This is a genomic window from Jiella soli, assembly GCF_020615385.1.
GTDB lineage: Bacteria > Pseudomonadota > Alphaproteobacteria > Rhizobiales > Rhizobiaceae > VKMB-3413.
This window is the reverse complement of record NZ_JAJAVB010000037.1, coordinates 12,849-31,723: the sequence shown is the minus strand read 5'-3', so window position 1 is coordinate 31,723 and position 18,875 is coordinate 12,849. Positions and strand designations below refer to the sequence as shown.

18 protein-coding genes are annotated in these 18,875 nt (G+C 66.9%); 12 read left to right on the top strand and 6 right to left on the bottom strand.

Annotated elements, in window-relative coordinates; translation table 11 throughout:
• Positions 1-90 precede the first annotated feature (90 nt).
• On the top strand, positions 91-963 hold the full coding sequence (locus LH400_RS22090) for a transporter substrate-binding domain-containing protein (protein WP_229155636.1): 873 nt from the start codon (positions 91-93) through the stop codon (positions 961-963).
• A 118-nt stretch (positions 964-1,081) separates the two neighbouring features.
• Here the strand turns inward: LH400_RS22090 and LH400_RS22085 are convergent, their stop codons facing one another.
• On the bottom strand, positions 1,082-1,492 hold the full coding sequence (locus LH400_RS22085) for a tellurite resistance TerB family protein (protein ID WP_229155635.1): 411 nt from the start codon (positions 1,490-1,492) through the stop codon (positions 1,082-1,084).
• A gap of 190 nt (positions 1,493-1,682) precedes the next feature.
• Here LH400_RS22085 and LH400_RS22080 point away from each other — a divergent pair, with 190 nt between their 5' ends.
• The 3 genes from LH400_RS22080 (at position 1,683) to LH400_RS22070 (ending at position 5,187) form a co-directional block, all read left to right on the top strand.
• Positions 1,683-3,344 carry a lysine--tRNA ligase gene (locus LH400_RS22080; RefSeq protein ID WP_229155634.1) on the top strand — a complete coding sequence of 554 codons (1,662 nt, stop codon included), beginning with the start codon at positions 1,683-1,685 and terminating at the stop codon, positions 3,342-3,344.
• 172 nt (positions 3,345-3,516) lie between these two features.
• On the top strand, positions 3,517-4,371 hold the full coding sequence (dapD, locus tag LH400_RS22075; RefSeq protein ID WP_229155633.1) for a 2,3,4,5-tetrahydropyridine-2,6-dicarboxylate N-succinyltransferase: 855 nt from the start codon (positions 3,517-3,519) through the stop codon (positions 4,369-4,371).
• A 42-nt stretch (positions 4,372-4,413) separates the two neighbouring features.
• A complete protein-coding gene (locus LH400_RS22070; protein ID WP_229155632.1) occupies positions 4,414-5,187 on the top strand; it encodes a phosphodiester glycosidase family protein in 774 nt (257 codons plus the stop codon).
• Positions 5,188-5,275: 88 nt separating this feature from the next.
• On the opposite strand, the gene LH400_RS22065 is transcribed toward LH400_RS22070, so the two are convergent.
• Positions 5,276-6,355 (bottom strand): lytic transglycosylase domain-containing protein, encoded by a 1,080-nt coding sequence (locus tag LH400_RS22065; protein WP_229155631.1) that lies wholly within the window; start codon positions 6,353-6,355, stop codon positions 5,276-5,278.
• Between the two features lie 159 nt (positions 6,356-6,514).
• Here LH400_RS22065 and dapE point away from each other — a divergent pair, with 159 nt between their 5' ends.
• Complete coding sequence (gene dapE / locus LH400_RS22060; RefSeq protein WP_229155630.1) at positions 6,515-7,708, top strand: succinyl-diaminopimelate desuccinylase; 1,194 nt, start codon at positions 6,515-6,517, stop codon at positions 7,706-7,708.
• Entirely contained in the window at positions 7,668-8,303 is a 636-nt protein-coding gene (locus LH400_RS22055) for a hypothetical protein (RefSeq protein WP_229155629.1), read from the top strand. The genes dapE and LH400_RS22055 overlap by 41 nt, the downstream gene beginning before the upstream one ends.
• A gap of 24 nt (positions 8,304-8,327) precedes the next feature.
• Here LH400_RS22055 and LH400_RS22050 read toward each other — a convergent pair whose 3' ends face one another.
• A complete protein-coding gene (locus LH400_RS22050) occupies positions 8,328-9,188 on the bottom strand; it encodes a DMT family transporter (protein WP_229155628.1) in 861 nt (286 codons plus the stop codon).
• A 136-nt stretch (positions 9,189-9,324) separates the two neighbouring features.
• On the opposite strand from LH400_RS22050, the gene LH400_RS22045 reads away from it, so the two are divergent.
• Positions 9,325-10,755, top strand: a complete 1,431-nt coding sequence (locus LH400_RS22045) for an aminotransferase-like domain-containing protein (RefSeq protein ID WP_229155627.1) — start codon at positions 9,325-9,327, stop codon at positions 10,753-10,755.
• Here LH400_RS22045 and truA read toward each other — a convergent pair.
• From truA to def, 3 genes are all read right to left on the bottom strand, one after another.
• Positions 10,743-11,522 (bottom strand): tRNA pseudouridine(38-40) synthase TruA, encoded by a 780-nt coding sequence (gene truA, locus LH400_RS22040; RefSeq protein ID WP_229155626.1) that lies wholly within the window; start codon positions 11,520-11,522, stop codon positions 10,743-10,745. The two genes, LH400_RS22045 and truA, sit on opposite strands and share 13 nt — an antisense overlap.
• A gap of 230 nt (positions 11,523-11,752) precedes the next feature.
• Positions 11,753-12,724, bottom strand: coding sequence for a methionyl-tRNA formyltransferase (gene fmt / locus LH400_RS22035; RefSeq protein ID WP_229155625.1), 972 nt, complete (start codon positions 12,722-12,724; stop codon positions 11,753-11,755).
• A 4-nt stretch (positions 12,725-12,728) separates the two neighbouring features.
• The gene (gene def / locus LH400_RS22030; protein ID WP_229155624.1) at positions 12,729-13,244 is read right to left on the bottom strand and encodes a peptide deformylase; all 516 of its coding nucleotides are present in this window, start codon (positions 13,242-13,244) and stop codon (positions 12,729-12,731) included.
• Between the two features lie 181 nt (positions 13,245-13,425).
• Between def and LH400_RS22025 the strand changes: the two genes are divergently transcribed.
• From LH400_RS22025 to LH400_RS22005, 5 genes are all read left to right on the top strand, one after another.
• On the top strand, positions 13,426-14,598 hold the full coding sequence (locus tag LH400_RS22025; protein WP_229155623.1) for a DNA recombination protein RmuC: 1,173 nt from the start codon (positions 13,426-13,428) through the stop codon (positions 14,596-14,598).
• 157 nt (positions 14,599-14,755) lie between these two features.
• Positions 14,756-16,294, top strand: coding sequence for a serine protease (locus LH400_RS22020; RefSeq protein WP_229155622.1), 1,539 nt, complete (start codon positions 14,756-14,758; stop codon positions 16,292-16,294).
• Between the two features lie 368 nt (positions 16,295-16,662).
• Complete coding sequence (locus LH400_RS22015; protein WP_229155621.1) at positions 16,663-16,980, top strand: hypothetical protein; 318 nt, start codon at positions 16,663-16,665, stop codon at positions 16,978-16,980.
• A 273-nt stretch (positions 16,981-17,253) separates the two neighbouring features.
• A complete protein-coding gene (locus LH400_RS22010) occupies positions 17,254-17,823 on the top strand; it encodes an isochorismatase family protein (RefSeq protein WP_229155620.1) in 570 nt (189 codons plus the stop codon).
• A gap of 15 nt (positions 17,824-17,838) precedes the next feature.
• A complete protein-coding gene (locus LH400_RS22005) occupies positions 17,839-18,870 on the top strand; it encodes a GlxA family transcriptional regulator (RefSeq protein WP_229155619.1) in 1,032 nt (343 codons plus the stop codon).
• Positions 18,871-18,875: the final 5 nt, after the last annotated feature.

The following is an 18,875-nucleotide window of genomic DNA, read 5'->3' as shown; positions in this document are numbered from 1 at the left end:
TACCCGGCGAAAGAACTTCCGCTGCGCCGCTCACGGTTGTGCAACGGCAGGATGATTTTGCGGGGCTTGACAATCCAAGGAAACAAACCAATGCGGGAACGAATCGCGCTAAAGTTGCTTTTGATCGGTGCGGTCGCGTTTTGTTCCGTATCGGTGCTCCTGCTCGGGCAGGCCGCGCGAGCGCAGCAATCCATCGTCCCGACGCCGAACTTCTTCGATCAGCGCCAGCGCATGACCAAGCCCGACCTCAGCGGCCGGCAGCGGATCCGCTTCCTGACGACGACGGACTATCCGCCGTTCAACTTCCTCGATGCGCGCGGCCGCCTCACCGGGTTCAATGTCGAGCTCGCCAGGGGCATCTGCGAGGAACTGGATATCCTGGCGCGTTGCCAGATCGAGGCGATGGCGTTCAAGGATCTGGTGCCGGCCCTGAAGCGGGGCGACGGCGAGGCGATCATCGCCGGCCTCGCGATGACCCCGGCCACACGCGCCGACTTCGCGTTCTCCGAGCCCTATTTCCGCTATCCGGCTCGTTTCGTGGCGCGCAAGGACCACGCAATCGCCGCGCCGATCGCGGATCACCTGAAGAACAAGGTGGTGGGCGTCGAGAAGGGCAGCTCGCATTCTGCAATGCTGCAGGCCTTCTTCCCGGATGCGCAGGTCCAGCCCTTCGAAAGCCGCGACGAGGGACTGTCTGCAATGAAGGAGGGAAAGATCGACGCCTTCTTCGGCGACGGCGTCAGCCTCTCCTTCTGGCTCGAAAGCGAGGCGGCGGCCGATTGCTGCGCTTTCTCGGGCGGGCCTTTCCTCTCCGATCGGTTTCTCGGAGAGGGGCTGGCGGTGGCCGTGGCGCCCAACGACACCGCGCTTGCCGATTCCATCGACTACGCGATCGGCCAGATGGTCGAGAAGAAGCGCTTCTCCGACCTGATGCTGCGTTATTTCCCGGTCAGCGCCTTCTGACCGACGAGGGGAGGCTCAGGGGCAGGTCCTGTCGACGAAACGCGCCGAAAGCCGGCGCGGCACCGACCGTCGCTTCCGGGCAGGAGCCGGAAAAGGGATGCGCCCGCGCAAGTGAGGGTCAGAGCCGGCGGTAGCGCACCCGCGCCGAGTGCTCGATCGCGCCGGACGTCAGCCGGTCGAGCTCGAACGCGTCGCGCAGCATTTCCAGAAACCGCAGTTCCGGCTGGTTGGCATTGACGTCCGAGGCGGCGACTTCAACGGCCAGGGCGTAGGCGGTTTCGTAGAGATTTGCCGGGACGGCGGCCGTCACATTGCCGATGATCTCGTCGATGCCGTCCTCGCGATCGAGAATGGCGCTGCAATGGCGGACCATGTCGTCGAGGGCGGAGAGGTCGAAGTCGGAGAACACCGGCAGCGTCTGCAGGAGCAGCGACAGTTCGCGCAATTCCGTCTCGCGGACGGCGCCGTCCGCGGCGGCCATCGCCACCATCAAATGGACCAGCGCCTCTTGCGGTTCGAGATCGGCCATCTGCTGCTGCCTCCATGCGTTCCAAGGGAAGCCGAAGCTAGGAATGCTCGTGCGACGCAACAAGACGCCGGCAGCGCGTTTGTTGACGGCCCGCCGCCTTCTTTCTAGACGTCCGTGGCGCGTGCGGCCGGTCGCGACCGGCGCCCAGCCCCTGCGGCCGCGACCCCGTTCCATGATCTGAGGACAGACGATGCCGACCCCGCCGATCGATGCCGATGCCGCGACGCTGCGTGATGAGGCCATAGCTTCCAACGCCTGGCCGTTCGAGGAGGCACGAAAGCTTCTCAAGCGCTTCGAGACGTCGGGAATGCCGGCGGAGGTGCTGTTCGAGACCGGCTACGGCCCGTCCGGCCTGCCGCATATCGGGACGTTCGGGGAGGTCGCGCGGACCTCGATGGTGCGGCATGCCTTCCGCGTCCTGACCGGCGACGCCGTGCCCACCCGGCTCCTGTGCTTTTCCGACGACATGGACGGCCTGCGCAAGGTGCCGGAGAATGTTCCGAACCGCGACATGATGCTCAGCCATCTCGGCAAGCCGCTGTCGCGTGTCCCCGATCCCTTCTCGAACGAGCACCCGTCCTTCGGCGCGGCCAACAATGCGCGGCTGCGGGCCTTTCTCGACGGTTTCGACTTCGACTACACCTTCGCTTCGTCGACCGAATATTACACGGCGGGACGCTTCGACGCGACGCTCCTGACGATGCTCGCCGCCTATGACGAGGTGATGGAGATCATCCTGCCGACGCTCGGGCCCGATCGGCGCGCCACCTATTCGCCCTTCCTGCCGATCCATCCGAAGACCGGGATCGTCCTGCAGGTGCCGATGGTCGAGCGCGACGTCGAGCGGGGAATGATCGCCTATCTCGACCCCGACACCGGCGAGCGGATCGAGACGGCGGTGACCGGCGGCGCGGTGAAGTGCCAGTGGAAGGCGGACTGGGCGATGCGCTGGGCGGCGCTCGGTGTCGACTACGAGATGGCCGGCAAGGACCTGATCGACAGCGTCAATCTCTCCTCGCAGATCTGCCGGGCGCTGGGCGCCAACCCGCCGGAGGGCTTCAACTACGAGCTCTTCCTGGACGAGAAGGGCCAGAAGATCTCCAAGTCGAAGGGCAACGGCCTGACCATCGACGATTGGCTCGCCTATGCCTCGCCGGAGAGTCTCGCCTTCTACATGTTCGGCAAGCCGAAGGCGGCGAAGCGGCTCTATTTCGACGTCATCCCGAAGGCGGTCGACGACTATTACGCATTCGTCTCGGCCTATCAGCGCCAGGATCTGAAGCAGCGGCTGCAGAACCCGGTCTGGCACATCCATGACGGCCGCCCGCCCGAGAGCGCCGTGCCGGTGCCCTTCGCGATGCTGCTCAACCTCGTCTCGGCCTCGAACGCGTCGAACAAGGCGACGCTCTGGGGCTTCATCACCCGCTACGCACCGGGTGTCACGCCGGAGACCGCGCCGGAGCTCGACCGGCTCGTCGGCTATGCCATCCGCTATTACGACGACTTCGTGAAGCCGGCGAAGCGGTTCCGCGCGCCGGACGATGTCGAGCGCCGGGCGCTGGAGAAACTCGACGCCAAGCTCGCGGGCCTGCCGGCGGACGCCGACGGCGAGACCATCCAGAACGCCATGCTCGACGTCGCCCGCCCGATCGAGCGCTATCAGGACCTGAAGAAGAAGGGACCGGAAGGCGGCCCCGGCGTTTCGGTGGAATGGTTCCAGGCGCTCTACCAGATCCTCCTCGGCCAGGAGCGGGGTCCGCGCTTCGGCTCGTTCGTGGCGCTCTACGGCATCTGCGAGACGCGCGAGCTGATCCGTGCGGCGCTGGAGGGGAGCCTCGCAGGGGCGGCCTGACGGGCTGGTTTCCGGGCTTGAGACCGGTGGCTGCGCGACCGAATCCGGGCCGCCCTCGACCGGCTTTTCGGCCGCTCGCGCTTCGTTGACGCTTTCCTGACCATCCACTACGGTCCGCGCCGACTGGCGGGGCCGATCCCCGCAGATTCCCGCTGACCGAGGAGCCCTGCCGATGACCGCGCCCGACCGCGCCGCTCTCGAATCGACGATCGACCGTGCCTTCGAGGAGCGCGACCGGATTTCCGCCTCGACGACGGGCGAAGTGCGGGACGCGGTGGATGCGGCGCTGAAGCTTCTGGACAACGGCGAGGCGCGTGTCGCGACGCGTGGCGAGGACGGCGCCTGGACCGTGCACCAATGGCTGAAGAAGGCGGTGCTCCTGTCCTTCCGGCTCAACGACATGAGCGTCATCGAGGGCGGCGCCGGCGGCGCCACCTGGTGGGACAAGGTCCCCTCCAAGTTTGCCGGCTGGGGCGAGAATCGTTTCCGCGAGGCAGGCTTCCGGGCGGTCCCCGGCTCTATCGTCCGCAGGGGCTCCTTCATCGGCAAGGACGTCGTCCTGATGCCGTCCTTCGTCAATCTCGGCGCCTATGTGGACACGGGTTCGATGGTCGACGGCTGGGCGACGGTCGGCTCCTGCGCCCAGATCGGCAAGAACGTGCATCTGTCCGGCGGCGTCGGCATCGGTGGCGTGCTCGAGCCGCTGCAGGCCGGCCCGACCATCATCGAGGACAATTGCTTCATCGGCGCGCGCTCCGAGGTGGTCGAGGGCTGCATCGTCCGCGAGGGCTCCGTCCTCGGCATGGGCGTCTATATCGGCCAGTCCACCAAGATCGTCGACCGCGCCACCGGCTCGGTCACCTATGGCGAGGTGCCGCCCTATTCGGTGGTCGTCGCTGGCGCCATGCCCGGCAAGCCGATGGGGAACGGCGAGCCCGGCCCGAGCCTCTACTGCGCCGTCATCGTCAAGCGCGTCGATGAGCGCACGCGCTCCAAGACGTCGATCAACGAGCTGCTTCGAAGCTGAACCGGCAGGACGGACGCAGCTGCGTCCGAGGATCCCGTTTCCATGCCCAGACTTCTTTCGATCTGGCCGCTATCCTTCCTGGCCGCCGGCGGGCTGTTCGGACTGTTCTCTGGCGTGCCCTCGCTGCCGGCCGATCATGACGGCCTCTGCCGCATCGAGCGCGCGGGCGGCGTCGAATACATCGTCTGCGACGTGCCGCTGTCGCGCTACCGGATCGCGCTGCGCGCCGAGGACGCGGCGGGCGAACCGTACGGGACCTTCGACAAGGCGGCCGCGAGCCTTGGCGATGCGCCGGTCCGGCTGATCATGAATGCCGGCATGTATCACGAGGACCGCCGCCCGGTCGGCCTCGCGGTCCAGGACGGGCGCAAGCTGAAGGACGCCGTGACCGGGGCAGGGACCGGCAATTTCTCCATGCACCCGAACGGCATCTTCTACATCGAGGACGGGCGCGCCCATGTCGCGGAGACCGGTCGCTATCGCGCCGGCCGCCATCGTCCCGAACTCGCCACCCAGTCCGGGCCCATGCTCCTCGTCGATGGCAAACTGCATCCGCGCTTCATCGAAGGATCGGACAGCCGCTATGTGCGCAACGGCGTGTGCGCCGGCGACGAGGGCCGCACGGTCCATCTCGTCCTGTCGCGCTCGCCGGTGAATTTTTGGGACTTCGCCGTCGTCTTCCGCGACCGGCTGGGCTGCCGGGACGCTCTGTTCTTCGACGGCCACGTCTCCAGCCTGCTCTATCCCGCCGGCGGCATCGATTATCGCCGGGATCGGCTCGGCCCGATGCTGGTCGTCACCGACCGGGCGGGCTGACTCTCACGGCCGCGCAAGGCTTCCGGGTTGCACGGAGCCAATCTTCGTTCGCAGCGCTCTATTCGGGTCCGCGAAGGTCCATCGCGGGCTATTCGCCGAAGCCGGCCATCCGGGCCGCCAAACTGTCCTCGGCGACCTTGACCTTCGGCTCTGCCGGCCGCGCACCCTTGTCCGGCTCTGTCGCCGCGACGGCCTGCTTCTTGCGCTCGGGAGCCTTGGCCGGCTCCGCACGCCTCGACTGCTCGCCTGGCACCGGAATGGCTCGCGCGTCTGCCGGCGCGAAGGCTGCGGCGGAGACGAGCGAGTCCTTCCGGTCATTGGCATCGCGGCCACGCGGGGCAGGCACCTTCGCCGCGGCTGCTGCCTTGGTCCTCGCCGGCGCATGCGGCGTCTCGGATGCAGTCTCAGCCGGTTCTTCCGCTGGGGCTACGGCCGCGACGAGCGTGTCGAGCAGACCCTTCGATTCGCCATCGTCGCCCTTCTGCCGGCGCTGCGCGATCGCCGCCATATGCGCCTTGACGGCGGAACAGTAGCGTGCGGCGGCCCGGCTCATATGCGTGGTCCGGTGGCCGCCCTTGTATTTCATCGCCGCGCGGCAGACGTCGTGGCCGCCTTGTTCCCAGGCGCCCTTCAGATACCGCATGCCGTAGGTGAGATTGACGTCGGGGTCGTAAAGGGCGCTTGCCGGGCCGGAAAAGCCGAGGCTGCGGGCCGTCGCCGGCTTGATCTGCGACAGGCCGTAGACGCCGACGCCGTGGGCGCGCGGATTGTAGCGGCTCTCGACCCGGACCACGGCATAGGCGAGGGCAGGCGGAATGTCGTTCTCTTTGGCATGTTTCTCGATCAGCCGGTCGATCGCGGCGCTTCCCGAGATGGTTCCGCTTTCGGCGGCGGCCTCCCGCTCGGCAATCCGCCGGTCCGAGGCCGAAGCCTTGATCACCCGGCCGGAGCGCCCGTCTGTCTCTTCGCCGGCCGTCTCGTCCGCGGCGGCGACTTCCGTCCCGCCGGAGCGCTGCTGTGCCGAGTCGGCAGCGAAGTTCACCCCGAGCGGCCCGCCGCCCGGCCCATCGGCAAGGCAGCCTCCGAACACCGACAGAATCGCCACCAGCGGCACGAGGCGCAGCGCGCAAGCGCCGACTGCGCCGGTCTCACCTCGATCGGATTCCATGAGGCCCTCACTCGTCACTCTTCCCCAGCCGCCGGTCTCCCGTCCAATCGGGGCGGAACAGTGGCCGAGCCTGCCGCACTCATGTCACATATTAACGGACTGTTACTCTCTTTGAGGTCCTGTGGCCGCGCTGCATCAATTGCTCTATGTCCCGCACCGATGACCGACCCGACCGATCCCGCCGCCGTCCTTGCCCGTCTTATCAGATGCCCGTCGGTGACCCCGCAGGAGGCGGGCGCGCTCGCGGTCATGGAAGATCTGTTGACGCCGCTCGGCTTTTCCGTCGCGCGACCGGTATTTTCGGAGCCGGGCACTCCGGATGTCGAGAACCTCTTCGCCAAGGTTGGGGCGACGGGACCCCATCTCGTCTTTGCCGGCCACACCGATGTAGTTCCGCCGGGCGAGGAGGCCGACTGGTCGAAAGGGCCATTTTCCGCCGCGATCGTCGATGGCGAGATGATCGGCCGCGGCGCCGTCGACATGAAGGGCGGCATCGCGGCCTTCGTCGCGGCCTATGCGCGGCACGCGGCGAAGCATGGCGCGCCGGACGGCCAGGTCTCGCTCCTGATCACCGGCGACGAGGAGGGGCCGGGGATCAACGGCACGGCAAAGCTCCTCGAATGGGCGGGGGAGAAGGGCGAGCGGTTCGATGCCTGCCTCCTCGGCGAGCCGACCAATCCGGATGCGCTGGGGGACATGATCAAGGTCGGCCGGCGCGGCTCGCTGTCGGCAGAGGTGCGGGTCACCGGCCGCCAGGGCCACGTCGCCTATCCGCATCTTGCCGACAATCCCGTCCGTGCGGTTCTTTCGATCGCCGACCGCCTTCTGGCAGAGCCGCTCGACGCGGGCTCGGAGCGGTTCCAGCCGTCGAACCTCGAGATCACCGCCATCGAAACGGGAAACCCTTCGGTCAACGTCATCCCGGCGCGGTGCCGCCTGTTCTTCAACGTTCGCTTTTCCGACGCCTGGACGCCGGAGACGCTGAAGGCGGAACTCGAGGACCGGATCAGGCTCGCTGCGGAGGACACGCGCCTGCGGCCGGGGCGGGCGCCGGCCGCTGTGGAAATCGTCTGGCGCGATCGTCCGTCGCCGGTCTTCTTCACCAGGAGCGGCCCGTTGACGCAGGCGCTGTCGGATGCCGTGGAGGCCGTGACCGGCCGTCGTCCCGAGCTGTCGACCTCGGGCGGCACGTCCGACGCACGCTTCATCAAGGATCATTGCCCGGTTGTCGAATTCGGACTTGTCGGCAAGACCATGCACATGTCCAATGAGCGCGTTGCCCTTGCCGATCTGGAAGGACTGACGAGGATCTATGAAACCTTCATCGCCCGCTGGTTCGCCGCCGACGCCTGATCTGGTGCCGGGCTTCGAGGACATCGTCCGCTTCTTCTCCGGTGCGCTCCTGCTGATGGCGGGCAAGACCGACGGGCTCCGGCGGCTCGACGTCTCGGCCGACGGGTTCTGGCAGTCGTTTTCCGCGATCATCGTCGCGCTGCCGCCGGTGGCGCTGTCCTGGGTCGAGTTCGAGGGGGTCGAGCGGGTGGGGCCGCGGGCAGAACTCGGCGTGCTTCACGTCTATGGCGCTCATGCCTTCGCCGATCTCCTCGCCTGGCTGCTGCCGATCTTCATCCTGATGATCACGGCCAGACATATCGGCTATTCGAAGAAGATCGCGCCGCTGGTCATCGCGACCAATTGGGGCGGGGCGCTGCTTGCCTGGGCCTTCGCGCCCTACTGGGTGATTCTGATGCTGTTCGGGCAGAACGAGGCAACCGCAGTGGTCGGGCTTCTCGTCACCATCGCCTCGATCGCGCTGACCATGCGGCTGATCTTCTTCTCGATCGGCAAGGATTTCGCCGGCGCCACGGCGATCACCGCGCTCATGGTCGTCAGCTCCCTGGTCAGCTACGGCGCGGTGATGGACGTCACCGGCGTCAGGCTGATGTGAGCACGGAAGCGTCGATCTTGGCCGTCATGCAAAGCGCTTGGCTCCGGCGACGCAGAGGACGACGACGCCGCAGATCGTCGCCATGAGCCAGTCGACCGGTTCGCCCAGAAGGAGGCCCGCAAGCGCGAGGCCGAAGAAGGGCTGCAGGAGCTGAAGCTGGCTGACGCCGGCAATGCCGCCCAGCGCCAGGCCCCGATACCAGAAGACGAACCCGATCAGCATGCTGAAGACCGAGACATAGCCGAGGCCGAGCCAGGCCGAGGGAGCGATCGCGCCCCAATGCGTCGGCAGCGTCAGGAGGGTGGCGACCGTCATGACCGGCAGGGCGATGGCGAGCGCCCAGGAGATCACCTGCCATCCGCCGAGACGACGCGCCAGCGAGGCGCCTTCGGCGTAGCCGAGGCCGCAGACGACGATCGCCGCCAGCATCAGACAATCGCCCGGTACCGACCCGGACGAGCTCCGGGACAGCGCGAAGCCGGCCACCAACGCGCTTCCTAATGCGGAGAACACCCAGAAGGCCGGTTTCGGCCGGTCGCCGCCGCGCAGGACGCCGAAGAGAGCGGTCGAGATCGGCAGAAGTCCGATGAAGACGATCGAATGCGCCGCCGTGACATGCTGGAGGGCGAGGGCGGTCAGAAGCGGGAAGCCGACGACCACCCCGAGCGCTACGACGATGAGGGAGCCGACGTCGGCACGGGCCGGCCGCTTCTGGCGCAGCGTGGCCAGGAGGCAGAGCGCCAGCGCCGCAGCGATGACGGCCCTCGCCGAGGTGAGGAACAGCGGCGAAAAGCCGGCGACCGCCACGCGGGTCGCGGGCAGCGAGCCGCTGAAGATCACGACGCCCAAGAGGCCGCTGATCCATCCGTCCGCTTCCGTTCGCATCTCGCTCCCCCGTTTGCTCTGCTGGAGTGCTAGCGCGAGCGGGGAGAACGGACCCAGAGACACTTCCATACAATCGGGCCAAACTGTATGGTCACGCGCGCCGATACAATCTGGCTCGTTCTTCGTGGAGACGCGTATGGTCGCTCTGACCGTCCAGGCGATGGAGGCGATCCGCCGCAGGATCGCGAGCCGGGCTCTGACTGCCGGCGATCGGCTGCCCTCGATCCGCAGCTTCGCGGCCGAGATGGGCATCTCTCCCTCGACCGTCGTGGAAGCCTATGATCGTCTTGCGGCAGACGGCGTGATCCACGCTCGCCGTGGTTCGGGTTTCTACGTTTCCACCGCCACCCAGCCGATGACGCTTGCCGACATCGGTCCGAAGCTCGAGCGGGAGGTTGACCCGCTCTGGGTCTCGCGACAGTCTCTCGATACCGGTCCAGGCGCCGCCAAGCCGGGCTGCGGCTGGCTGCCGGCGGATTGGCTGCCGGCGGGCGCCCTTCGGCGCGCCGTCCGCTCGCTTGCCAGGGCGGAGGAGAGCACGCTGTTCGACTACGGCTCGGCACGCGGATCCTTCGCGCTGCGCCGTCTCCTGGCGCGCCAGTTCGCGGTCGAAGGGTTGGAAGTCCCTCCCGATCAGATACTCCTGACGGGGTCGGGCACGCAGGCCATCGACCTGATCTGCCGCCTGCTCATCACGCCCGGCGACTCGGTGCTGGTCGACGATCCCTGCTACTTCAACTTTCGGGCTCTGCTGCGGGCTCATCGCGCGGTCGTCGTCGGCGTTCCCGCGACGCCGACGGGGCCAGACGTCGAAGCCTTCGCCGCAGCCGTCGAACGCAGCCGCCCCCGCCTCTACATCACCAATTCCGCCATCCATAACCCGACCACGGCGACGCTCAGCCCGCAGAAGGCGCACCGGATCCTGACTGTTGCCGCCCGCCACGACATGGTCATCGTCGAGGACGACATCTTCGCCGATTTCGAGCCTGAGCCCTCGGTGCGGCTGGCGGTGCTGGACGGCCTTTCGCAGGTGATCCGCGTCGGCAGCTTTTCCAAGACGCTGTCTGCATCGATCCGCTGCGGCTACATCGCGGCAAGGCCGGATTGGATCGAGGCGCTGATCGACCTGCAGATCGCGACGAACTTCGGGGCGGTCAGCCCGTTCGCGGCCGAACTGATCTTCAACGTTCTCAGCGACGGCGGCTATCGCAAGCAGATGGATGGTTTGCGCCGGCGGCTGGCGCGGGCGCGGCGGGAGACGGCAGCCCGTCTCGGCCGTCTCGGAATGGTGCCCTGGCTGATGCCGCGCGGCGGCTTCTACCTCTGGTGCGCCATGCCGCCCGGTCGGGACGCTTCCGATCTCGCCCGGACGGCGATCGCTGACAGTGTCGTGCTGGCGCCCGGAAACGTCTTCAGCGTTTCGCAGAACGCCGATGGCTTCATGCGCTTCAACGTGGCGCAGATGGGGGACGAGCGCGTCTTCGACGTCCTGGAACAGGCCCTGCGCTCGCCCCTGGCGAACGGGTCCGCCGGAGCCGCCGATGCCGGACCCCGTCAGCCCGGATAGGGCGGCAGCGTCCGCTTCGGCTGGGTGCCGTATTCGACGCGGGTGAGATAGAGCCCGTCCGGCGGCGCGACCGGACCGCAGCGGGTGCGGTCCCGGGCTTCGAGCGCCGCGGAGACGTCGCCCGCGCTCCAGCGTCTTTCCCCGACGAGCTTCAGCGTGCCCGCGAAGGAGCGGATCTGGTTGTGCAGGAAGGACTGCGCCATGGCGTGGATATGGATCTCCTCGCCCGGCCCCTTCACGACGTCCAGCCGCTCCAGCGTGCGGATCGGGTTCTTCGCCTGGCAGTGGGTGGAGCGGAACGTGTCGAAATCGTGCGTGCCGACGAGCCGCTGGGCGGCCTCGTGCATCGCGTCGACATCGAGCTCCTTCCACACCCACCAGACCTGGCCGGACAGGAGCGCCGGCGGGGCCCGGCGATTGAAGATGCGGTAGAGATAGTACCGCTTCCTGGCCGAAAACCGCGCGTCGAAATCGTCCGGCACCCGTTCGGCCCCGAGAATGCTGACCGCCGTTTCCCGAAGATGCGCGTTCAGCGCGTCGCGCACCGTGTCCGTCTCCCATTCGCGCGCGAGATCGACATGCGCGACCTGACCGGTGGCATGGACACCGGCATCGGTGCGCCCGGCGCCGAACAGCGTCACCGTCTCGCCAGTGAAGCCGTGAAGCGCCGTCTCGATGACCTCCTGGACCGAAAGACCATTCGCCTGGCGCTGCCAGCCGCAATAGGGCTTGCCGTCATATTCCACGGTGAGCTTGTATCGAGGCATTAGAAAGAGAAGGTCCAGTTATGGCTTTGATTCGACGGCTGACAGCAAAACCTATGGAGCGGAATTCGCTTCATGAGGAGATTGAAGCGACCTACACGATATTTCGATGGGAGGATCGGGTGTTTGTTCAACTGAACACCTATGGCCGAGCCAGTCGAGAAATTCCCGGGAAAACCAGCCAGACCCTGCAGCTTGATCGCGAGGGCGCAACACAACTGCACCGGATACTCTCAGAGGCCTTCGACCTTTAGACCCAGCATCGTGCCCTTCGGAACCTCGACGCCGCGCAGGAGCGTGCCGGCATCGAGCCGCTTGCCGCCGGCGCGCTGCAGTTCGAGAAGGCGCACCGCACCGGTTCCGCAGGCAACGAGGAGGCCGTCGTCGAGAACCGTGCCCGGCGCGCCGGTCCCGGCCTCGGTCCGCGCGCGCAGGATCTTCACCCGCTCCGGCCCGGCCGCAAAGGGGATCGTCGTCCAGGCGCCGGGAAACGGCGAGAAGGCGTTGATCTTGCGGGCAAGCACGCCGGACTCCTGCGAGAAGTCGAGTGCGGCCTCCGCCTTGTCGATCTTCCTGGCATAAACGGGTTCTCGGCCGGTGCGCGCGGCGATCGCGGCTTGATCCTCGAAGACGAGCCTGCCCGCCTCCAGCCGCTCCAACGCCTCGACCATCAAGTCGGCGGAGAGCGCGGAGAGGCGGTCGTGTAGCTCGCCGGCGGTGTCGGTCTCGCCGATTTCCGTCTCGGCGGTCAGGGCGACGGGCCCGGTATCGAGCCCGGCTTCCATCTTCATCACCATCATGCCGGTCGTCCGGTCGCCGGCCTCGATCGCCCGCTGGATCGGCGCGGCGCCGCGCCAGCGCGGCAGGAGCGAGCCATGGCCGTTGAGGCAGCCGAAGCGCGGCGCATCGAGGACGGCCTGCGGCAGGAGGAGGCCGTAGGCGACGACCACTGCGACATCGGCATTGAGCGCCGTGAAGGCCTCGCGCTCGGCCGCATCCTTGAAGTTCGCGGGCGTGCGGACGGGAATCCCGAGGCGCTCGGCCTCGGCCTGGACCGGCGAGGGCGTCAGCGTCAGGCCGCGGCGCCCGGCTTTTCTCGGCGGCTGCGTGTAGACTGCGGCGACGGCATGGCCTGCGGCATGGACGGCGCGCAGCGTCGGCACCGAGAAGTCCGGCGTGCCCATGAAGACGACGGTGAGCGCCATTGCCTCAGGCCGTGGCCCGGCGGGCCTGCTTGGTGAACTTCTTGACCACCATCTCCCGCTTCAGCTTGGAAATGTGGTCGATGAACAGCACGCCGTTGAGGTGGTCGATCTCATGCTGCAGGCAGGTTGCGAGGATGCCGTCCGCGGTCTCCTCGTGCATCTGGCCATCAAGCCCGAGATAGCGCACCGTGACCGTCGCCGGCCGCTCGACCTCGGCATAATAGTCGGGAATCGACAGGCAGCCTTCCTCATAGGTGCTGCGGTCGTCCGACGTCGACAGGATCTCCGGATTGAGGAAGACGCGCGGCGCCTTGTCCTCGTCTTCCTGCGACACGTCGATGACCAGCATACGCAGGGGCTCGCCGACCTGGATCGCGGCCAGTCCGATCCCCGGCGCATCGTACATCGTCTCGAGCATGTCGTCGGCGAGCGTCTTCACGGCCTGGTCGAGTTTTTCGACCGGCTTCGACTGCAGACGCAGAACGGGATCGGGCAGGATGATGAGCGGCTTGATGGTCATGGCCGTCAGGTAATCGCTGTCGGATTTACGGTCAATCCGGGCCGGGGCCGGAGACCGCTCGGAAACTGGCGCGCAGCGATCTTCTGTTTCGGCCACTTGCGACGCGATGACCGGGAAGTTATGCCTAGGACTGTTCTTGTTTTAGTCCATTCCGTTAACCTCTTCACCATAGAGTCCGAGCATGGACACCCGCATCTCCGCCAGCTGGAACGCGCCGATCGCCAGCCTCGCCGGCCTGGCCGTGACACCGGCGCTCGTTATGGCCGCGGGACTGGCGCTGGTGTTCTTCCTGCTCTGGCGCCGGGCCGTGAGCACTGCCCGCGTGGCGGAAGCCGCACTGGACGCGACGCAGAGCGAGGCCGACCGGCTGGACGCCGTCCTCCGGGCGCAGGCGGAAATCACCGGCCGCATGCAGACCATGACGGAGGTCTTCGGCTCGCGGCAGGCCGATCTCACGCGGACGCTCGCCGACCGCTTCGACGGGCTGTCCTCGCGGGTCGGGCAGTCCATTCTGCAGACTACGCATGAAACCAAGGCGTCGCTGTCCGCACTGGCGGAGCGGCTCGCCGTGATCGACCGGGCGCAGGGCGAGATCCGCGGCCTTGCCGGCGAGGTCGTCCGGCTGCAGGACATCCTCGCCAACAAGCAGACCCGCGGCGCGTTCGGGGAAGGCCGCATGCAGGCGATCGTCGCCGACGCCCTGCCGGCCGGCAGCTTCCAGTTCCAGGCGACGCTGTCGAACGGCAAGCGGCCGGACTGCCTGATCCGCATGCCGAACGGGGCGCCGTCGCTGGCAATCGACGCGAAATTTCCGCTCGAAGCCTATGGCGCGCTGCGCGCCGCCGAGACCGAAGAGACACGGTCCTTCGCCGCGAGCCGGCTGAGGCGGGATATGGATGTCCATATCCGCGCGATCTCGGAGAAATATCTCGTCGCTGGCGAGACTCAGGAGACGGCCTTCCTCTTCGTCCCCTCAGAGACGATCTTCGCCGAACTGCACGAGCATTTCGAGGACGTCGTCCAGAAGGCGTATCGGGCGCGCGTGGTCATCGTCTCGCCCTCGCTCCTCCTGCTGGCGATCCAGGTCATCCAGGCGATCATGAAGGACGCCCGCATGCGGGCCGAGGCCGGCAGGATCCAGACCGAGGTGCGGCTCCTGACCGAAGACCTCCAGCGTCTCGACGCCAGGGTTGCCGCGCTGAAGAACCATTTCGGCCAGTCGGCGCGGGACATCGACCAGATCCTCGTCTCGACCGAAAAGCTGACACGGCGCGGCGAGCGGATTGCAGCCGTTGACCTTGGGGAAGACTCGGGGTTGCCTCTATCGGAAACTGGCCGGCGAACCGGCTCTTAGCGGCCGATTACAAGCATTGATCGTTCAAGGTCTCTGGCGTCCGACAGGCCGGCAGCAACGGAATGCGCGGATATCTTAAAAAAAGATGAAGGGGAACGGGATCGAATCGCATCTTGCCGCGTTGCTGTGGGGAACCGCGATGTGACAGGGGGACAAGATGCGGCGCGTGGCGCGGAAAATGTTGACGGCGATTGCACTGGCGACCTTGCCGGTATCGCTCTCGACTGTTGCCAGCCCGGCTTCCGAGCTGTCTGACGCATATAATGCGCAGACCGACCCCGCCTTCCGAAAGGGGCTGCAGATTCGCCTCACCTGGACGGGCGATTACGCGGGCCCCTTTACCGGTACGATCGACACCGCATCGCTCAGGGCGATTCGCGACTTCGAGGCGCGCCACGGCATGAAGCCCGATGGCGTGATCGACGAGCCCATGCTGAAGCTGCTGATTTCGCAGTCCGATGAAGCTCAGTCCCCGCTTGGCGTCAAGCTCGTCGACGACGTGGCCACCGGCGTGCGACTTCCGATGCCGCTTTCCCTGGTGAGCGATCACGGCGCGACCGCTGTCGGTAGCCTGTGGCGGTCCGAAGATCAGGCCGTGGAGATCGAGAGCATCCGGATCGACAGCGGCCAGACGCTGGACGGGCTCTACGCAGTCCTGTCTGAGCCTACGCAGGATCGCACCGTCACTGCCGCTGAGAATGCCGGCGACTGGTTCACGGTCTCCGGCAAGGAGCAGGGTCGATCCTATTTCATGCGCTTTGCGGCGCGGGACGGCGATCTCCGGGGCTTCTCGGTCTCCTATCCGCCGGCCGATGCCCGCGAACTCGACCCCTATGTGCGCGTCGCTTCGAACATGTTCGAGCCGTTCGCCTCCGAGCCGCAGCCGCCGCTGGTCGCGTCCAACGAGCCTAGGACATTCTCGTCGCTGCTCGAGCGTCGTCGGGAGAGCGCATCGGCCGACACCCGCTACGCGATGGCGTCGATCGAGCCCGGCCGGCCCAATCTCTTCGAGATGCCGCCGGTTGAAGCGCCGGCGACGGCGGAGCGTGATCCGGTCGCTGCAAGGTCGTCGGAATTCGACATGGCCGGGAGCGGCTTCGTGGTCTCCTCGGATGGCTGGCTCCTGACCAATGCCCATGTCGTCAAGGCCTGCAAGACCGTGACGGTTGGCAGCGGCACTGTTGCCCAGGAAATCCGCATCGATCCGAAGAACGATCTGGCGCTCATCAAGGTCGGGGAGTCGCTTGGCGAGCCGTTGAAGATCTCTGCCGCCAAGCCGCGCCTCGGCGAAGATATCCTCGCTCTTGGCTATCCGCTGCGCTCCATCCTCGCGGATTCCCTCAACGTTACCCGCGGCAACGTCTCTTCGCTGCTCGGCCTGATGAACGACCCGCGCTATTTGCAGATTTCGGCCCCGGTCCAGCCCGGCAATTCCGGCGGTCCGCTGGTCGATCTCGCGGGACGAGTGGTCGGTGTCGTGACTGCGAAGCTGAATGCGGTCGCCGTGGCGGACGCGACGGGTGACATCCCGCAGTCGATCAACTTCGCGATCCGGCCGGACGCCGTCACGTCCTTCCTGCATGCCAACGACGTTGCCTTCCGAACCGCCGACCCGGATGCCTCGCTGGAAAGCGTGCCGGATGCGACGGCTGCGGTTAAGGACTCGGTCTTCCCGGTCGTCTGTTTCGACCATTGACCGTCAGCCTCGATGCCGGGCGGCAAGCTAGATGCTTTCCCTCACGCATTTCTGAGCGCAGCTCGTTAATGGCGCGGTCCGTCCGCGCCATTACGATTTCCGGATCAAAACGCGCATTGGCTGCTGCCGGCGCGTTTCCCGGGAGGTGCGCGCTTCTACCCGAGTGTCGCCGATAACACCGCCAGGCGCTCCGGCGGAACCGCTGTTGCACGGTTTCGTTTGCCAATCATGATCTGCCAGGCTGACAGGCCGATCGCCGAGGGAATGGCGCAGTCGCGCTGCCGCACCCGACCTTGTCCTTTTCTCTCCGTGCGTTCGATACCACTTCGTCAGCCGGCGTTCCACAGACGCGGCCGAGGGGAATGACCATGCCCGATTTCGACACCGACCCGAAGATGATGCGCGAACAGCAGGACAAGGATACGCCGGAGCATCTCGCGAGAGACGAGACGCTGGCCCATCCCGGCGCGAGCGACAGCGACGCTGCAAGCCGGGACGATCGCCGCAAGGCACTTCGAACCGGAACCGGCGATTCAACGGCCCAGATGGACGCCATCCTCGACGCGAACCATGCCGAAGCCGGCGCCGGCGGCACACCGAGCGGAGAGGACGAGGAGGCAGCGGAGAAGTCTGCGTCCCACCGCGCAGGCCTTGCCCGGTCCGGCCGCTCACGCCTCGACGACTGACGGCGCGCCACCAGTCGAAAGCGGAGCAGCCGGTCAGGTGCGCCTCGACCGGCAGCAGGCGCCGTTGATCCGTTCTTCTTGAGCTCGTGGATGCCCGCGTTCAAGGTGACCGAGCGCGGTCGCAGTCATGTCTGGCATCGAGACCTCGGTGAGAACCACGCGTCTCCAGCGCGTGGCTGATTTTGTCCGCAGTTTGGCGGCGGTGCGTCTTTCCGATCGCTGCGCTGGATGGTTCAACTGGCTTCGTCAGCTGCTTGCGATGGAGCGCAGAAAATGCCCGTTTCCGCCACCGCCCTCCTGGTGATCGACGTTCAGGAGAGCTTCCGCCACCGCCCCTATTGGCAGGAGGACCACCTCCCGCGCTTTCAAAGTGCGCTGAACCGGCTCGTTTCAGGCGCGGCCGAACGCAAGATCCCGGTCGTTCAGATCTTCCACGTCGAGGATGCCGGTCCGTTTTCGCAAGGTTCCGGCCATGTGCGGACGATGGACGGGATCGACGTCGCTCCGGGCAAGGTCTTTTCGAAGCGGCGGCACAGTGCACTCGTCGGCAGCGGCCTCGACGTCTGGCTGGTCCAGAACGGCGTCCGCCGGGTGATCGTCGCGGGCATCCGCACCGAGCAGTGCTGCGAGACGACGACCCGGCATCTGTCCGATCTCGGCTATGAGGTGGACTTCGTATCCGAGGCCACGCTGACATTCGACATGACCGCGGCGGACGGGCGGCTCTACACGGCAGACGACATCCGTCAGAGGACGGAGCTCGTCCTTGCCGGCCGCTTCGCGCGGATCCTCTCGGTCGACGAGGCGCTTGCGCCGCCGGCCGCGGCTCGGGCCGCCGCCTGAGTGGGCCCCGCCGAGATGAAGACGCGGCCGGTTCTGCTCGTCGTTCCGCCTCGTCCGCTCCTCCTCGACATCGCCGGCCCGGCGGAGGTCCTTCGCCGCGCCAACATGGTTGAGCCTCCCCGTCCGTTCGAACTGCGCTTCGTTTCGCCTTCGCGCGAACTCGTGACCTCCGTCGGCCTGCCGATCGGTCCGCTCGAGCAACTGCCGAACGAGCTTCCGCCGGGGGTGATCGTGATCGTCGTCGGTGCTGCCGATACGGTCCTCGGTGCGGCTGGGCCGAGGGAGAGCGATGCGGAACGCGATCTCGGCCGACGCGCGATCGTCGGCTGGCTGCGCGACGTCGTCGCGCCGTCGCTCCGATCCGACGGCGAGGCGTTGATCGTCTCGATCTGCTCCGGCGCCCTTCTTCTCGGCGAGGCAGGACTTCTGCATCGCCGACACTGCACGACGCATTTCGGCATGCTGGAAGACCTCGCCCGCGCGGCGCCCACGGCGACCGTCTTCGCCGATCGGCTGTTCGTCGAGGACGGCGCGGTCTGGACGAGCGCCGGCGTTACCGCCGGCATCGACCTGACGCTGCATCTCGTCTCGCGGCTGTGCGGGCCGGCCGTCGCCAGCGATGCGGCCAAGCATCTGGTCGTCTATCTGAGGCGGTCGGGAGGCGACCCCCAGCTCTCGCCCTGGCTCGAAGGCCGCAATCATCTGCATCCGGCGGTCCACCTTGTGCAGGACGCGATCTGCGCGGCGCCCGGCCGCGACTGGACCGTGGCCGAACTTGCCGGCATCGCGGCGGCGAGCGAGCGGACCCTGTCCCGGCTCTTCCGCCAGAATGTCGGCACGACCATTCCCGGCTATGTCAACCGGCTGCGCGCCACGCTCGCTGCCGAAATGCTTGCCCATTCCGGCCTCGGCCTCGAACAGGTGGCAGAGCGCTGCGGCTTCGGTTCGGCGCGCCAGCTTCGCCGCGTCTTCGCGCAGCATCACGCCGCAAGCCCGAGCGTTCACCGCGCCAATCTCAGACAGGCTGCGTCGACGGCAGAGCCTTAAGTTTG

Excerpts from the sequence above, each read along its gene's own strand:
- LH400_RS22090 (WP_229155636.1), top strand. The coding sequence starts at position 91 with ATGCGGGAACGAATCGCGCTAAAGTTGCTTTTGATCGGTGCGGTCGCG.
- LH400_RS22085 (WP_229155635.1), bottom strand. The coding sequence starts at position 1,492 with ATGGCCGATCTCGAACCGCAAGAGGCGCTGGTCCATTTGATGGTGGCG.
- LH400_RS22080 (WP_229155634.1), top strand. The coding sequence starts at position 1,683 with ATGCCGACCCCGCCGATCGATGCCGATGCCGCGACGCTGCGTGATGAG.
- dapD (WP_229155633.1), top strand. The coding sequence starts at position 3,517 with ATGACCGCGCCCGACCGCGCCGCTCTCGAATCGACGATCGACCGTGCC.
- LH400_RS22070 (WP_229155632.1), top strand. The coding sequence starts at position 4,414 with ATGCCCAGACTTCTTTCGATCTGGCCGCTATCCTTCCTGGCCGCCGGC.
- LH400_RS22065 (WP_229155631.1), bottom strand. The coding sequence starts at position 6,355 with ATGGAATCCGATCGAGGTGAGACCGGCGCAGTCGGCGCTTGCGCGCTG.
- dapE (WP_229155630.1), top strand. The coding sequence starts at position 6,515 with ATGACCGACCCGACCGATCCCGCCGCCGTCCTTGCCCGTCTTATCAGA.
- LH400_RS22055 (WP_229155629.1), top strand. The coding sequence starts at position 7,668 with ATGAAACCTTCATCGCCCGCTGGTTCGCCGCCGACGCCTGATCTGGTG.
- LH400_RS22050 (WP_229155628.1), bottom strand. The coding sequence starts at position 9,188 with ATGCGAACGGAAGCGGACGGATGGATCAGCGGCCTCTTGGGCGTCGTG.
- LH400_RS22045 (WP_229155627.1), top strand. The coding sequence starts at position 9,325 with ATGGTCGCTCTGACCGTCCAGGCGATGGAGGCGATCCGCCGCAGGATC.
- truA (WP_229155626.1), bottom strand. The coding sequence starts at position 11,522 with ATGCCTCGATACAAGCTCACCGTGGAATATGACGGCAAGCCCTATTGC.
- fmt (WP_229155625.1), bottom strand. The coding sequence starts at position 12,724 with ATGGCGCTCACCGTCGTCTTCATGGGCACGCCGGACTTCTCGGTGCCG.
- def (WP_229155624.1), bottom strand. The coding sequence starts at position 13,244 with ATGACCATCAAGCCGCTCATCATCCTGCCCGATCCCGTTCTGCGTCTG.
- LH400_RS22025 (WP_229155623.1), top strand. The coding sequence starts at position 13,426 with ATGGACACCCGCATCTCCGCCAGCTGGAACGCGCCGATCGCCAGCCTC.
- LH400_RS22020 (WP_229155622.1), top strand. The coding sequence starts at position 14,756 with ATGCGGCGCGTGGCGCGGAAAATGTTGACGGCGATTGCACTGGCGACC.
- LH400_RS22015 (WP_229155621.1), top strand. The coding sequence starts at position 16,663 with ATGCCCGATTTCGACACCGACCCGAAGATGATGCGCGAACAGCAGGAC.
- LH400_RS22010 (WP_229155620.1), top strand. The coding sequence starts at position 17,254 with ATGCCCGTTTCCGCCACCGCCCTCCTGGTGATCGACGTTCAGGAGAGC.
- LH400_RS22005 (WP_229155619.1), top strand. The coding sequence starts at position 17,839 with ATGAAGACGCGGCCGGTTCTGCTCGTCGTTCCGCCTCGTCCGCTCCTC.